This window comes from Rhodanobacter humi (genome assembly GCF_041107455.1).
Taxonomy (GTDB): Bacteria; Pseudomonadota; Gammaproteobacteria; order Xanthomonadales; family Rhodanobacteraceae; genus Rhodanobacter_A.
Genome location: NZ_JBGBPY010000001.1, coordinates 2576817 through 2591119 on the forward strand (window position 1 = coordinate 2576817; position 14303 = coordinate 2591119).

Annotated in this window: 13 protein-coding genes and 1 pseudogene; 7 read left to right on the forward strand and 7 right to left on the reverse strand. The window is 68.0% G+C overall.

Annotated features, from left to right (window positions below; genetic code table 11):
• Positions 1-23: 23 nt before the first annotated feature.
• Positions 24-515, reverse strand: coding sequence for a free L-methionine (R)-S-oxide reductase MsrC (locus tag AB7878_RS11240; protein ID WP_369494454.1), 492 nt, complete (start codon positions 513-515; stop codon positions 24-26).
• Positions 516-663: 148 nt separating this feature from the next.
• Between AB7878_RS11240 and AB7878_RS11245 the strand changes: the two genes are divergently transcribed.
• The 4 genes from AB7878_RS11245 to dcp all read left to right on the forward strand — a co-directional run bounded on the left by AB7878_RS11245 (position 664) and on the right by dcp (position 4762).
• A complete protein-coding gene (locus tag AB7878_RS11245) occupies positions 664-1335 on the forward strand; it encodes a TMEM175 family protein (RefSeq protein WP_369494455.1) in 672 nt (223 codons plus the stop codon).
• The gene (gene bioD, locus AB7878_RS11250) at positions 1332-2009 is read left to right on the forward strand and encodes a dethiobiotin synthase (protein ID WP_369494456.1); all 678 of its coding nucleotides are present in this window, start codon (positions 1332-1334) and stop codon (positions 2007-2009) included. The genes AB7878_RS11245 and bioD overlap by 4 nt, the downstream gene beginning before the upstream one ends.
• A gap of 58 nt (positions 2010-2067) precedes the next feature.
• Complete coding sequence (locus AB7878_RS11255; RefSeq protein WP_369494457.1) at positions 2068-2418, forward strand: hypothetical protein; 351 nt, start codon at positions 2068-2070, stop codon at positions 2416-2418.
• A 124-nt stretch (positions 2419-2542) separates the two neighbouring features.
• A complete protein-coding gene (gene dcp / locus AB7878_RS11260; RefSeq protein ID WP_369494458.1) occupies positions 2543-4762 on the forward strand; it encodes a peptidyl-dipeptidase Dcp in 2220 nt (739 codons plus the stop codon).
• Positions 4763-4926: 164 nt separating this feature from the next.
• Here the strand turns inward: dcp and AB7878_RS11265 are convergent.
• From AB7878_RS11265 to trxA, 6 genes and pseudogenes are all read right to left on the reverse strand, one after another.
• A pseudogene (locus tag AB7878_RS11265) lies at positions 4927-5169 on the reverse strand (type II toxin-antitoxin system RelE/ParE family toxin); the annotation flags it as partial.
• Positions 5169-5438 (reverse strand): type II toxin-antitoxin system ParD family antitoxin, encoded by a 270-nt coding sequence (locus AB7878_RS11270; protein WP_369494459.1) that lies wholly within the window; start codon positions 5436-5438, stop codon positions 5169-5171. The pseudogene AB7878_RS11265 and the gene AB7878_RS11270, both read right to left, overlap by 1 nt.
• A 104-nt stretch (positions 5439-5542) precedes the next feature.
• Complete coding sequence (locus tag AB7878_RS11275; RefSeq protein WP_369494460.1) at positions 5543-6910, reverse strand: glutamate--cysteine ligase; 1368 nt, start codon at positions 6908-6910, stop codon at positions 5543-5545.
• Between the two features lie 122 nt (positions 6911-7032).
• Positions 7033-7818, reverse strand: a complete 786-nt coding sequence (locus AB7878_RS11280; protein WP_369494461.1) for an ankyrin repeat domain-containing protein — start codon at positions 7816-7818, stop codon at positions 7033-7035.
• Between the two features lie 275 nt (positions 7819-8093).
• Positions 8094-9809: a transcription termination factor Rho gene (rho, locus tag AB7878_RS11285; protein WP_369494462.1), complete on the reverse strand. Its 1716-nt coding sequence runs from the start codon at positions 9807-9809 to the stop codon at positions 8094-8096.
• 156 nt (positions 9810-9965) lie between these two features.
• Entirely contained in the window at positions 9966-10292 is a 327-nt protein-coding gene (trxA, locus tag AB7878_RS11290; RefSeq protein ID WP_439653789.1) for a thioredoxin TrxA, read from the reverse strand.
• Between the two features lie 460 nt (positions 10293-10752).
• Here trxA and rhlB point away from each other — a divergent pair, with 460 nt between their 5' ends.
• From rhlB to ftsX, 3 genes are all read left to right on the forward strand, one after another.
• Complete coding sequence (rhlB, locus tag AB7878_RS11295; protein ID WP_369494464.1) at positions 10753-12474, forward strand: ATP-dependent RNA helicase RhlB; 1722 nt, start codon at positions 10753-10755, stop codon at positions 12472-12474.
• 128 nt (positions 12475-12602) lie between these two features.
• Positions 12603-13280 (forward strand): cell division ATP-binding protein FtsE, encoded by a 678-nt coding sequence (ftsE, locus tag AB7878_RS11300; RefSeq protein WP_369494465.1) that lies wholly within the window; start codon positions 12603-12605, stop codon positions 13278-13280.
• On the forward strand, positions 13280-14254 hold the full coding sequence (gene ftsX / locus AB7878_RS11305; protein WP_369494466.1) for a permease-like cell division protein FtsX: 975 nt from the start codon (positions 13280-13282) through the stop codon (positions 14252-14254). Before ftsE ends, ftsX begins: the two co-directional genes overlap by 1 nt.
• The last annotated feature ends 49 nt before the right edge of the window (positions 14255-14303 follow it).

The following is a 14303-nucleotide window of genomic DNA, read 5'->3' on the forward strand; positions in this document are numbered from 1 at the left end:
GCAGTCGGCGGGAAAGGCGCGATCTACGCCGCGAGGGCTTCCATGAACACCGCGCACAGCGCTTCCATGCCCGCGCGGTCCTCCGCGTCGAAGCGGGCCACGTGCGGACTGTCCACGTCCCACACGCCGAGCAGGCTACCGTCGGCACGCACCAGCGGCACCACGATCTCCGACTGCGAGGCGGCGTCGCAGGCGATGTGGCCGTCGAACGCGTTGACGTCGCGCACCAGCTGCGTCTGCCGCGTTTGCGCCGCGGCGCCGCACACGCCCTTGCCCAGCGCGATGCGGATGCAGGCCGGCTTGCCCTGGAACGGGCCGACCACGAGTTCCGTGCCGTCGTACAGGTAGAAGCCGCACCAGTTGAGCCCGGGCAGGCTGTGGAACACCAGCGCGGAGAAGTTCGCCGCGTTCGCGATCAGGCTGGGCTCGCCGTGCAGGAGGCCCTGCGCCTGCTGTGCGAGGTCGGCGTAATGCTCGCGCTTGTTCGCGTAGGCCTGCGTTTTCACTTCGAACATGGTGCGCTCGCAAGGGATGGTGTTGACCGGCTGCTGTGAGCCGAGGGAAGGGTTTTTCGCCGCTGACTGCCCGAACGCAGTCCGGTCGAACGGCAAGAACGAAGCCCGAACCCGTATTATGCGCGGGTCGCACGGATGAGGATGGGACATGAGCCTGGTCGAACATCGCGAAGGCATCGAGGCGGGGCGGCTGGACATGTTCGTGGACGGTGCGTTCGCGTTCACGCTGACCTTGCTGGCCATCGGCGGCGAAACCATCCCGAACACGGCGGAGAAGCTGCTGCACATCCTGGCCGGCGTGCCGGCGGCGGCGATCTGCTTCGCCCAGATCGCCTGGATGTGGCACGGTCACGTGCGCTGGCGCCATCTGTGTACGCGAACCTCGCGAACCGGTCTGCTGCTGTCGCTGACGCTGGTGTTCTTCGCGTTGATCTTCGTCTATCCGTTGCACATGGTGTACGGCGCAGCGTTGTACGGCCTGAGCGGCGGCGTGCTCTCCAGCGACATCGCGCTGCAATCGCCCGCCGATGGGCGGATCATGTTCGCCTGCTACGGCCTGGCCTTCACCTGCATGGCCGGCACCCTGGTCATGCTCTTTCGGCATGCCGCGCACCTGGTGGACACCAGCGCCGAAGCACACCGGCAGGCCGGCATCCACGCATTGGTCTGGAGCATCCCGGCCGTGGTCGGATTGCTCTCGGCGCTGACCGCACTGTTGGTCCCGGAAGGGTTGTTGTCGCTGGCGGGTCTGGAATACATCCTGCTGGGCCTGATCGGCCCGGCGATCACGTGGTACAAGCGCCGGCATCCCGTCGCGTGAGCACGGCACTGTTCGTCGCCGGCACCGACACCGGCATCGGCAAGACCCACGCCAGTTGCACCTTGCTGCACGCGCTGCGCGCAGCCGGCCTGCGCAGCACCGGCATGAAGCCGGTGGCCAGCGGTTGCATCGAGACCACGCACGGCCTGCAGAACGAGGATGCGCTGGCGCTGCGCGCGGCCAGCAGCGGGCCGCTGCCGCCTTATGCGCGCAGCAATCCGGTGGCATTGCGCGAACCCTTGTCGCCGCATCTGGCCGCCGCGCACGAGGGCGTGGCGATCGCCTTGCCGCCCTTGCGCGCCGCGTTCGACGCGCTGTGCGCCGAACACGACGCCGTGGTGGTGGAGGGCGTGGGCGGCTGGCGCGTGCCGCTGGCGCCGGGCCTGTTCGCCTCCGACATCGCGAAGGCGTGGGAGCTGCCGGTGATTTTCGTGGTGGGCCTGCGGTTGGGCTGCCTCAGCCACAGCCTGCTCAGCGCCGAGGCGATCCGTGCCGATGGCTGCCGCCTTGCCGGCTGGATCGCCAACCGCATCGATCCGGCGATGGACGCGGTGGAGGAAAACCTCGCCACCTTGCGCGAGCTGCTGCCCGCACCCTGCCTCGGCGTGCTGCCGCACGGCGTGGCACCGGCGCAGGCGGTCGCCGCGCTGGACCTGGCCGCGCTCGCCGCCTGAATTCACATCCGGCATGCCGCCCCCTGCGCATGCTGGCGAAGACGCCCAGGGGATATCCATGAGCAATCGCAATCACTACTACCTCTCCATCGCGGATCTCGCCCACGCGCGCGGCAGCGATCCCGCGCTGAGCTGGGACGGCGCCGGCCCGGCCGACTTCGCCGCCGCGCTGGAGGAGGCCTTGCACAGTCCGGCGCTGTTCGAGCGCTGGCGCGCGCAGCAGCCGGAACCGGACGAGGTGGACCCCGCGCTGGGCGCCACCGATGCGCAGGCGCAGGTGCATGCCAAGGTCGCCGATCTGCATGTCGAGGTGGACGTGCAGACCAGCCTGCCGATGAGCCTGTTGCGCCAGCGCCTGAACTGGCTGATCGGCGCGACGTGGCAGTTGCGCGACGTGCGCCCGGGCTGAGTCACGCACCGGTACGCGCGAAGTTTCGCTGCGCTGCGGCTGGCAAAAGCCGGTCCGGTATCGCTACAGTCGGCGGCTGTCGTTTCATTCCGCCGTCTCGCGACGCACCGACCGGGAATACCGCATGTTCCGTCCACGCATGATCGTCATCGCCACCAGCATCGCCCTCGCGGCCTGTTCGCAGGGCCCGCACGAGGCCGGCAAATCCGCACCGGCCTCGGCTTCCACCGCGCCGGCCAGTACGGCCAGCGCCGCCGCGCCGGTGGTTGACGCGAATGCCGCCAATCCGTTCTTCACCGCCAGCACGCTGCCGTTCCAGGCGCCGCCGTTCGACAAGATCAAGGACAGCGACTACCAGCCGGCGATCGAGGAGGGCATGGCCGACCAGCTCGCCGAATGGCGGGAGATCGCCGACAACCCCGAGCCGCCCACGTTCGAGAACACCTTCGTGGCGCTGGAGAAATCCGGTGCGCTGTTCAATCGGGTGATGGCGGTGTTCAACGGCGTCACCTCGGCCAACACCGACGACACGCTGCAGAAGGTGCAGGAAGAGGAAGCACCGAAGCAGGCTGCGCACGACGACGCCAAGTACCTCGACGGTAAGCTGTTCGCGCGCGTCCAGAAGGTCTACGACGAGCGCGCCACGCTGAAGCTCGATCCCGAATCGCTGCGCCTGGTCGAGGTGACCTACCGCGAGTTCGTGCAGCACGGCGCCAAGCTGTCCGACGCCGACAAGACCAGGCTGAAGGCGCTCAACCAGCAGGACTCCACGCTGCAGGCGCAGTTCAACAACAAGCTGCTCGCTGCCGCCAAGGACAGTGCGCTGGTGATCGACGACAAGGCCAGGCTGGACGGCCTGGCCGACGAGGACATCGCCGCCGCCGCGCAGGCCGCCAAGGATCGCGGGCTCACCGGCAAGTGGGTGATCACGCTGCAGAACACCACCCAGCAGCCCGCGCTGCAGAGCCTCAAGGATCGCGCCACCCGCAAGGCGTTGTACGAGGCGTCGTGGAACCGCGCCGAACTCGGCAACGCCGACGACACCCGCGACATCATCGAGCAGCTGGCGCAGATCCGCGCACAGGAAGCGAAGCTGCTGGGCTTCCCGAACTACGCCGCGTGGACGCTGCAGGACCAGATGGCGAAGACGCCCGAAGCGGTGATGGGCTTCATGGACAAGCTGGCGCCTGCCGCCGTGGCCCGCGCCAAACAGGAAGCCGCCGAGATCCAGGCGCAGATCGACAAGGACCAGAAGGCGCTCAACCAGCCCACCTTCAAGCTGGAGCCGTGGGACTGGCAGTACTACGCCGAGCAGGTGCGCAAGGCCAAGTACGACCTGGATGAAAGTCAGATCAAACCCTACTTCGAGCTGGACAACGTGCTGCAGAACGGCGTGTTCTACGCCGCCAACCAGCTCTACGGGCTGACCTTCAAGGAGCGCCACGACATCCCGGTGTACAACCCGGACGTGCGCGTGTTCGAGGTATTCGACAAGGACGGCAAGTCGCTGGCGCTGTTCTACTGCGACTACTTCAAGCGCGACAACAAGAACGGCGGCGCCTGGATGGACAACTTCGTCCAGCAGTCGAAATTGCTCGGCACCAAGCCGGTGATCTACAACGTCGCCAACTTCACCAAGCCCGCGACTGGCCAGCCCGCGCTGCTGTCGATGGACGACGTGGTCACCATGTTCCACGAGTTCGGCCATGGCCTGCACGGCATCTTCGCCGACGGGGAATACCCGAGCCTGTCCGGTGCGCAGACCGCGCGCGACTTCGTGGAATTCCCCTCGCAGTTCAACGAGCACTGGGCGACCAACCCCAAGGTGTTCGCGAACTACGCGAAGCACTACCAGACCGGCGCGCCGATGCCGCAGGCGCTGGTCGACAAGATGAAGAAGGCCGGCACGTTCAACAAGGGCTACGACATGACCGAGCTGGTGGCCGCCGCCATGCTCGACATGAACTGGCACATGCTGGGCGCCGACGCGCCGAAGCAGGATGCCGACAAGTTCGAGGCCGCCGCGCTGAAGAAGGATGGCGTTGATCTTTCCTACGTACCGCCGCGTTACCGCTCCAGCTACTTCCTGCACATCTGGAGCAACGGCTACTCGGCCGGCTACTACGCCTACCTGTGGACGCAGATGCTCGCCGACGACGCGTTCGAGTGGTTCAAGGAACACGGTGAGCTGACCCGCGCCAACGGCCAGCGCTTCCGCGACATGGTGCTCTCGCGCGGCAACAGCGAGGAACTGTCCAAGCTGTACAAGGACTGGCGCGGCCAGGATCCCAGCATCGAGCCGATGCTGGAGGATCGCGGCTTGAAGGAAACGCCGAAGAAATAAGGCGCCGCGTCATGCTCCCGAAAAAGGCCGGCATTGCCGGCCTTTTTCGGGAGAGGGACTTCCAGAACATGCAGTATCAAGGTTGGAGGTGCCGTGCCAGGTCCCATGCTGTCGTGCAGGATGCGCAGCACGTCGATGCATGGCTTGCCATTCGTCCGGAAAGCCACGAAATGGCGGCCATGCCGACCCTGTCGTGCCACATGCAGCATGCATATGCCGGGCGCCAAGTCGTCGCGCTGTTTCACTCCGGCGATGTCGGGGCCATCGGTCAGCGCCCGCACGGCCAATGCCAAAGTGGTGGCATAGATACGTTCCTGCTCCGCACCGAAATGAAGGCGCGTCCAGACGCGGATGGCAGACAGATCCTGCTTTGCGGCGTGGGTGACGCGGACGCTCCAGGCGCCCATCAATTCGATTCGCCAAGCGCCATGACCCAGGATTCCAGTGCCGCCGGGTCGTCGAAGGTTTCGTAGCGACCGGCCTCGATGTCGGCCACGCCAACGGCTACCGCATCGCGCAGCGCTTCAAGGCGCGCGGTGTAGGTTCGTTCGCGTTGCTGCATCAGGCGCAGCCCCTCACGCAGTACTTCGCTGGCGTTCTGGTAACGGCCTGATTCCACCAGTTGCTCCACGAATCGGGCTTGCGGGTCGGTCAGCACTACGTTGCGTGTCGGCATGATCATCTCCGCGAATTGTGATTGGCGTAATCTGCCAATATCGGAGCGAATGCAATTTCGGGTTGCCGCCCCACCATTCATGCCGGGTGGATCGGAGCAGTGGTTCAGTACGCGAATTCCTTGAACACCGGATCCACGCTGCCGCCCCACGCGCCATGGAACAGCTCCAGCTTGCGCTCGGCGGGGGTCTGGTTCGCCTCGACGATCTCGATCAGCGGTTCGAGGTAGATGCGCTCGTCGGCACCGTTGCGATTGAGGCGGGCGCGCCGTTGCAGGCCGTGGGCGGCGATCTTCAGCGCCTCGCCGGCGAGGTCGCGCACGGTGCCCTGGCGGAACGGCAGGTGCAGCGCCTGCTTCGGCACGCCGTCGCGCAGGGCGTGGCGCTCGATCATGGTGAAGTCCTTGACCAGGTTCCAGGCCGCGTCCAGCGCCTCGTCGTCGTAGAGCAGGCCGACCCAGAACGCGGGCAGGGCGCACAGCCGGTTCCACGGGCCGCCGTCGGCGCCGCGCATTTCCAGGTACTGCTTGAGGCGCACCTCGGGGAAGGCGGTGGTGAGGTGGTCGGCCCAGTCCTTCATGGTGGCCTTGGTGCCGGGCAATGCGGCGAGTTCGCCGGCCATGAAACGCTTGAAGTCCTGGCCGGCGAGGTCGATGTAGCGGCCGTCCTGGTAGCTGAAGTACATCGGCACGTCGAGGATGTAGTCGACGTAGCGCTCGTAGCCGAAGCCGTCGGCGAACACGAAGTCCAGCATGCCGGTGCGGTCGGCGTCGGTGTCGGTCCAGATCTGCGAGCGGTAGGACAGATAGCCGTTTGGACGTCCTTCCGTGAACGGCGAGTCGGCGAACAGCGCGGTGGCGATCGGCTGCAGGGCGAGGCTGGTGCGGAACTTCTTCACCATGTCCGCTTCGGACGAGAAATCGAGGTTCACCTGCACGGTGCAGGTGCGCGTCATCATGTCCAGGCCGAGCTGGCCGACCTTGGGCATGTATTCGCGCATGATCTTGTAGCGGCCCTTGGGCATCCACGGCATCTCGTCGCGGCGCCACTTCGGCTGGAAGCCCATGCCGAGGAAGCCCAGGTCCATCCCGTCGGCGACCGAGCGCACTTCCTCCAGATGCGAGTTCACCTCGCAACAGGTCTGGTGGATCGTCTCCAGCGGCGCGCCGGACAGCTCCAACTGGCCGGCCGGCTCCAGCGTGATGTTCGCCTTGTCGCGGGTGAGCGCGACCGGGATTTCACCTTCGCGGGCGATTTCCCAGCCGTAGCGCGCGGCGATGCCTTCGAGCAGCGCGCGGATGCCGCGCTCGCCCTCGAACGGCGGCGGCCTCAGGTCATCGGTGCGGAAGCCGAATTTCTCGTGTTCGGTGCCGATACGCCAGGCTTCGCGCGGCTTCTCGCCGGCGGCGAGGTAGTCGACCAGTTGCTGGCGACCCGTGATCGGGATGCTCTTGACGGCACTGGGTATGGACACGGGCGCGACCTCGCAGGGTGAGGCACCGACTATGGAGGCGGCGCGCGGTCGCGAAAAGGGGTTGACGGAAAATATTTGTACGAGGCGGTACAGATGCCAGCGGCGACGCCGCCCCGGGGTAGTCAGTGGGTGGTGATCGCCGCCGTTTTTCGGCAACTCAGTCGCTGCAGCAAGTCGTCCGGCAGGTGCTGGCGGCGGCCGATGTCGGCTAGGCTGTAACCCGGTTTGCGCACGCGGCGGTCGTGCGCGCAGGCGTCCGCGCCATGGTCGAGCAGGCGGCTCACGATGGAGGCGTCGCCGTCGATCACCGCCGTGGTCAAGGCATCCGCCACGTTCGGTGCCGCGCGTGCCATGACGTTGGCATGGTGGTGCAGCAACACGTCGAGCGTGGCGGTGTCGCCGCACTTGACGGCGAACGGCAGGGCGGGGCCGGCCAGGTTCTCGTGGTTGTCCATGGCGCCGGCCGACTGGAGCCCTTTCGCCGCGCCGGGGCCGAAGCGCGAGTCGTGCGCCATGTCGCTGACAGTCTGCTGGTAGAAGCCGCTTCTGAAAGGCGGCAGCCGCACCGGTTCGTTCACCGCCGCGCCGTCGTCCAGCAGGCCATCGACCACGACCGGCTGGTAGGCGTTGGCCGCGGTGAGCATGGCGACCTGGCGCCAATGCACCTGCTCGGCCGCGGGCAACGCGGCGAGGCCTTGGCGCACCTGCGGCAGCTTGCCGTCGATGGCATCGACCATTACTGCGGCCACGGTGGGCGGAGCATCGTAGAGATCGTGCTGCCAGAGTCCGCGGATCGTGGGCAATGCCTGCCGGCAGATGTTGACGCTGCTGGCGGAGGTCGGTTCCGCGGCGATGGCGGGTTGCAGCGCGCAGAGCGCGCAGGCGATCAGGGCGAGACGAGCAAGCATTCCGTGTTTCCTCGTGGGGCGGCTTTGGCTGGCCGCGCGTGACGAGTCTGGAGCGGGATGCTGAGGGATGGCAAGCGCTACACGTGGGGCGTGGTGTCAGGGCTGGAGCCAGAGCTGTTACCGAATGGTCGGGAAAGTGCATCCTGCACTTTCCCGGCTCGCCGAGTCCGGAAGAGCGCCGGACTCGGCTCCGCCGGCCGATCGCAGATGCGATCGGCCGGCGAGCGAGCCGTCCGTGGCTCGGGAAGCGGTGGCCGACTGCCGCCGGCAGTCGGTCAGCGCTTCATCGAATTGAAGAACTCGTCGTTGGACTTGGTGTTCTTCATCTTGTCGAGCATGAACTCCATCGCGGCCAGCTCGTCCATCGGGTGCAGCAGCTTCCGCAGGATCCAGATCTTGGCCAGCATGTCCGGCTCGATCAGCAGGTCTTCGCGGCGGGTGCCGGAGCGGTTGATGTCGATGGCGGGGTACACGCGCTTCTCGGAGATACGGCGGGACAGGTGCACTTCCATGTTGCCGGTGCCCTTGAACTCCTCGTAGATCACCTCGTCCATCTTGCTGCCGGTGTCGGTCAGCGCGGTGCCGATGATGGTGAGGCTGCCGCCTTCCTCCACGTTGCGCGCGGCGCCGAAGAAGCGCTTCGGGCGCTGCAGCGCATTCGCGTCCACGCCGCCGGTGAGCACCTTGCCGGAGCTGGGCACCACGGTGTTGTAGGCGCGGGCGAGGCGGGTGATGGAGTCGAGCAGGATCACCACGTCGCGCTTGTGTTCCACCAGGCGCTTGGCGCGCTCGATCACCATCTCGGCCACCTGCACGTGCCGGACGGCGGGTTCATCGAACGTCGAGCTGATCACCTCGGCGCGCACGGTGCGGGCGATCTCGGTGACTTCCTCCGGGCGCTCGTCCACCAGCAGGATGATGACGTGCGCGTCGGGGTGGTTGTACTGGATCGCCTGCGCGATGTTCTGCAGCATCATCGTCTTGCCGGACTTCGGCTGCGACACGATCAGCGCGCGCTGGCCCTTGCCGATGGGGGCGATGAGATCGAGGATGCGGCCGGTGATGTCCTCGGAAGAACCGTTGCCGCGCTCCAGCTTGAAGGCCTTGCGCGGGAACAGCGGGGTGAGGTTCTCGAACAGCATCTTGTTCTTGGACGCTTCCGGCGGATCGCCGTTGATGTCGTCCACGCGCAGCATCGCGAAGTAGCGCTCGCCTTCCTTGGGGTGGCGCACGCGCCCGGTGATGTAGTCGCCGGTGCGCAGGTTGAAGCGGCGGATCTGGCTGGGGCTGACGTAGATGTCGTCGGGGCCGGCCAGGTAGGACTCGTCGGCCGAGCGCATGAAGCCGAAGCCGTCCTGCAGGATCTCCAGCACGCCTTCGGCCCAGATGCCGCCGCCGGAACGGGCGTGCGCCTTGAGGATGGAGAAGACCACGTCCTGGCGGCGGGCGCGCGCCACGCCTTCCTGGATGCCCAGCGATTCGGCGAACGCGATCAGCTGCGGCGCCTTCATGCGCTTCAGCTCAGTGAGGTTGATCAGGCGGTCGTCCGCACCCGGATCGGCGTTGTCGTCGTCCATCGGCAGACCGTGCGGGTTGTTGTAGCGCGGGTTGTTGTTGCCGCCGCCGCCGCCCTGTGGGCGCTGTTGCTGGTTGCGCTCGTGGCGGCGGCGCCGGCCGCGGCCCTCGCGCTGCTCGTTGTTGCGGTTGTTGCCATTGTTCTGGCCTTGCCCCTGCGGGTTCTGCGGCTGGCCCGGCGCACGTGCTTCCGGCGCGGCGGCGGCTTCGCCGGCGGGCGCGGCCGGTGCAGTGGCGGGTGGCGGCACCGGTGCGGGCTGCTCGAACAGCGGCGCGGTCGTCGTTGCCGGCGCTTGCGCTTCGCCGGCGGCCGGCTTGGCGCCGCGCGACTGGCGCCGCGGTGCGCGCGGACGCGACTCGGACGGGTTCTCGGCGCCGCCGGCGTCGTTCGGGGTGGTGTTATCGGTATCGGACACGGGCAAACCTCGCGGGGCGCCGTTGGGAAACAGGAGGGAAGGTGTGCGTCGCGCCAGAGAGGGCGCAGGGGGATCGGGGCGATCCCGGCAGACGCGGAAGCAATCTAGCACCCGCCGCGCATGGCCGTAAAGCGCGCGGCGGGTGAAAAACGGCGATCAGATCGCCTTGTCGATCATCTGGGCCAGCTGGCCCTTGCTGACGGCGCCGATCTGGGTGGCCTCGACCTTGCCGTTCTTGAACACCATCAGGGTGGGGATGCCGCGCACGCCGTAGGTGCGGGGGGTCTTCTGGTTGTGGTCGATGTTGATCTTCACGATGCGCAGCTTGCCCTGGTACTGGCCCGCCAGCTCGTCGAGGATCGGTGCGATGGCCTTGCACGGGCCGCACCATTCGGCCCAGAAGTCCAGCAGCACAGGGGTATCGGACTGCAGCACTTCCTGTTCGAAGGCGTCGTCGCTCACATGGGTAATCAGGTCGCTCACCGGGATCTCCGAAAGGCGGTTGGAAGGAAGGTTTGGCGACCACGCGGCCAGCATCGGCTACACTGGGGTGCCCATGAAGCGCGGGTCGAACCGGGAAAGAGGGGTTTTGGCCATTGCGGCCCGGAGCCTCATTGCAACGTAACTCGGGGCGCGATTCAAGCGATTCAAGGGCGGCAACGGACGGTTCCGTTGACATAGGCGAGGCGGCTCAGGCGTTTGCGAAGCAAACGCGCAGATACGGGTCCGTCGAGGCGTTTCGCCTATGCCAGCGGGGCTGCCGGTTGCACTGCAACCGTTTCGGCGCCCTCCGCGGCTTCGGAGCGCCGGCCGGCGAGCCTGCTCGCCGCCGTGCGCTGCGTACCGCCACGCGCTGCTCATCCCACCGCTCCGTGTCCGCCTCCGGCGGCGGAGCCGGGCCGGCTTCGATGCCTGTGCCCGCATCCCACCGGCTTTTCCTTCCATGTCGCAAACCGTACTCACCGATACCTTCTTCACCAACTTCGAACTTCATCCGCTGCTGCAGCAAGGCCTGGCCGAAGCCGGCTTCACCCGCTGCACGCCGATCCAGGAACTGACCCTGCCGGTGGCGCTGGCCGGTCGCGACGTCGCCGGCCAGGCGCAGACCGGCACCGGCAAGACCTGCGCCTTCCTGGTCGCGCTGATGAACCGCCTGCTGACTACCCCCGCGGTGGCCGAGCGCAAGGACACCGACCCGCGCGCGCTGGTGATCGCGCCCACCCGCGAGCTGGCGATCCAGATCGACAAGGACGCCCGCGCCATCGGCGCGCGCACCGGTCTGAAGACCGCGCTGATCTACGGCGGCGTCGACTACGACAAGCAGCGCCAGCAGCTGCACGACGGCTGCGACATCATCATCGCCACGCCCGGCCGCCTGCTCGACTACTACAAGCAGCAGGTGTTCGGCTTCAACGGCGTCGAGGTGATGGTGATCGACGAGGCCGACCGCATGTTCGACCTTGGCTTCATCAAGGACGTGCGCTTCATCTTCCGCCGCCTGCCGGCGCGCGAGCAGCGCCAGGTGCTGCTGTTCTCCGCCACGCTGAGCCACCGCGTGCTGGAGCTGGCCTACGAGCACATGCACGAGGCCGAGAAGCTGGTGGTGGAGAGCGACCACGTCACCGCCGACAAGGTGCGCCAGGTGGTCTACTTCCCGGCCAAGGAAGAGAAGCTGCCGCTGCTGCTGAACCTGATCGACCAGCACCAGCCCAGCCGCAGCATCATCTTCGTCAACACCAAGGCCGCCGCCGAGCGCGTCACCGAGCGCGTGAAGCGGCACGGCTGCCGCGTCGGCGCGATTTCCGGCGACGTGCCGCAGCTGAAGCGCCAGAAGCTGCTGCAGCGCTTCCAGGACGGCCAGCTCGACATCCTCGTGGCCACCGACGTGGCCGCGCGCGGCCTGCACATCCCCGCGGTCAGCCACGTGTTCAACTACGACCTGCCGCAGGACGCGGAGGACTACGTGCACCGCATCGGCCGCACCGCCCGCCTTGGTGCCGAGGGCGACGCGGTCAGCTTCGCCTGCGACCTGTACGCGATGAGCCTGCCCGACATCGAAACCTACATCGGTCAGGCGATCCCGGTGGCGACGATTGCGCCGGAACTGCTGGTGATGCCGAAGCCGCGCGCGGTCGACGCCGAGTTCGCCGCCAACGCCGCCGCCGACAGTGCCGCGTTCGGCGACTACGTCGAACCGCGCCACGATGACAAGAAGGGCGGCCGTGCGCGCCGCGACGGCCGCGATGGCGAACGCAAGCCGCGCGGGGATCGCCCGCACGAGCCGCGGCCGCCCCGCGCGCGCGCCGAGCCGGCGGCCGTCGAGGCCGTCGCACCGGTGGCCGTGGCGAGCGATGCCAGCGTCAGTGCGATCGACGAGGGCGAACGCAAGCGCCGCCGTCGGCGCGGTGGCCGCAACCGCCGCCGCGAAGGTGGCGAGGCGGTGGCGACGAATGCCGTGCAGGGCAAGCCGCAAGCGACATCGGCCGAGGGCGGCCACCCGCCGCGCGGCGAGCGTCGCGCGCCGCGCGAGCGCGCACCGGCCGAGGCCGTGGCATCGGCTGCCGGTCGTCCCTCGCGGCAGGTAGCCGCCACCGCCGGCGAGCACACGCACCCGAACAAGCCCAGCCTGTTCCGCCGGCTGACCCGGCTGTTCACCGGGCGCTGAGCCAGCCGCGCAACGCAGCGTCGCCGGACTGAACCGGCGACGATCACCGCATCCGGGAGATGGGCGACCTTGCGCCCTGCATACCGTATCCTTGCCGGGATACGGCAGGCAGTCGGCGGGGGCGCGCGGTGATCCAGTTCGACAAGGTGAGCAAGCACTACGACGGCGGCCACGAGGCGCTTTCGCAGCTTTCCTTCGCCATACCCACGGGCGAGATGGCCTTCGTCACCGGCCATTCCGGCGCGGGCAAGAGCACCCTGCTCAAGCTGCTCGGCGTGATCGAGCGGCCCAGCCACGGCGCGATCACGATGGACGGCCAGAACCTGGCCAAGGTGCGCGGGCGCGGCATTCCCAGGCTGCGCCAGCGCATCGGCATGGTGTTCCAGGATCATCGCCTGCTGATGGATCGCACGGTGTTCGCGAACGTCGAGTTGCCGCTGACCATCGCCGGCATCGCCCGCGTCGAGCGCGGCCGGCGCGTGCGCGCCGCGCTGGAGAAGGTGGGCCTGCTCTCCTACGAGCGCCAGCTGCCGGCCACGCTGTCCACCGGCGAACAGCAGCGTGTGGGCATCGCGCGGGCGATCGTGGGGCGGCCTTCGCTGCTGATCGCCGACGAGCCCACCGGCAACCTCGATCCGCAGCTCGCGGTGGAGATCATGGGCCTGTTCGCCGAATTCCAGCAGGTGGGGACCACGGTGCTGATCGCCAGCCACGACCTGCCGCTGATCAAGCGCATGCGCAAGCGCGTGGTGGTGCTCGACCATGGCCGCCTGGTGGCGGATCTTGCCGCCGAGGAGGTGCTGTGATGGCCGCCGCCGATGTTCGCCGTGACGCCGAGACGCCGCCGCGCAACGAAGCCAGCCACACCCGTCGCGTGTCCAGCTGGCGCGAGCACCATGGCTGGAGCGCCGGCGCGAGCCTGCGCCGGCTCGCCGCCCGTCCGCTGGGCAGCCTGCTCACGATCGCGGTGATGGGACTCGCGCTGGCCCTGCCGCTGGCGTTCTACCTGCTGCTGGGCAACGTGCAGCAGCTGGGCCAGGCGCTGGGCCAGGACCAGGCGATCAACGTGTTCCTGCAGCCGGACCAGGCCGCCTCGCAGGCGCAACTGCTGTCGAAGCAGTTGGGCGATCGCTCCGACGTGGCGTCGGTGGCGATCAAGACGCCGCAGCAGGGTCTGGACGAACTGGCGAAGCTGCAGGGTTTCTCCGGCGCGCTCGATGCGCTGGAGCAGAATCCCTTGCCCTTCGTGCTGATGGTGCAACCGAAACCGGGCGCCGATGCCGCCACGGTGGCGCGGCTGATCGGCGACCTGCGCGAGATGCACAGCGTGGCCCAGGTGCAGGACAGCGGCACCTGGCGGCAGCGGCTGGACGCGCTGCTCGGCGTGGGCGACCGCGTGGTGATCGCGCTGGCGCTGATGCTGGCGCTGGCCGCCCTGCTGGTGGTGGGCAACACGGTGCGGGTGGACATCGCCAGCCGCCACGAGGAGATCGGCGTGCTGCTGCTGGTGGGCGCCAGCGGCGCCTTCGTGCGCCGGCCTTACCTGTATGCCGGCATCTGGTACGGCCTGTTCAGCGGCATCCTCGCCGCGCTGCTGGCGCTGGCGATCGAGTTCGCGCTGAGCGGACCGGTGGCACGGTTGAGCCAGGCCTATGATGGCAAGCTGCACATCGGCGGCCTGCCGGCGTGGCTGCTGCTGGCGGTGCCGCCGGCGGCCGCGGCACTGGGCTGGCTGGGCGCGCGGCTGGTCAGCGCCTGGCAGTTGCGCAAGGCGGCCTGAGCGGGCGCTTGCCAACCCCTCCCCAACCCTCCCCTGCTTTGCAGGAGAG

Bases quoted from the DNA above. Each gene is read 5' to 3' on its own strand.
- AB7878_RS11270 (WP_369494459.1), bottom strand. From the start codon at position 5,438: ATGCCGACACGCAACGTAGTGCTGACCGACCCGCAAGCCCGATTCGTG.
- ftsX (WP_369494466.1), top strand. From the start codon at position 13,280: ATGGCCGCCGCCGATGTTCGCCGTGACGCCGAGACGCCGCCGCGCAAC.
- dcp (WP_369494458.1), top strand. From the start codon at position 2,543: ATGTTCCGTCCACGCATGATCGTCATCGCCACCAGCATCGCCCTCGCG.
- rhlB (WP_369494464.1), top strand. From the start codon at position 10,753: ATGTCGCAAACCGTACTCACCGATACCTTCTTCACCAACTTCGAACTT.
- AB7878_RS11255 (WP_369494457.1), top strand. From the start codon at position 2,068: ATGAGCAATCGCAATCACTACTACCTCTCCATCGCGGATCTCGCCCAC.
- AB7878_RS11245 (WP_369494455.1), top strand. From the start codon at position 664: ATGAGCCTGGTCGAACATCGCGAAGGCATCGAGGCGGGGCGGCTGGAC.
- AB7878_RS11280 (WP_369494461.1), bottom strand. From the start codon at position 7,818: ATGCTTGCTCGTCTCGCCCTGATCGCCTGCGCGCTCTGCGCGCTGCAA.
- AB7878_RS11240 (WP_369494454.1), bottom strand. From the start codon at position 515: ATGTTCGAAGTGAAAACGCAGGCCTACGCGAACAAGCGCGAGCATTAC.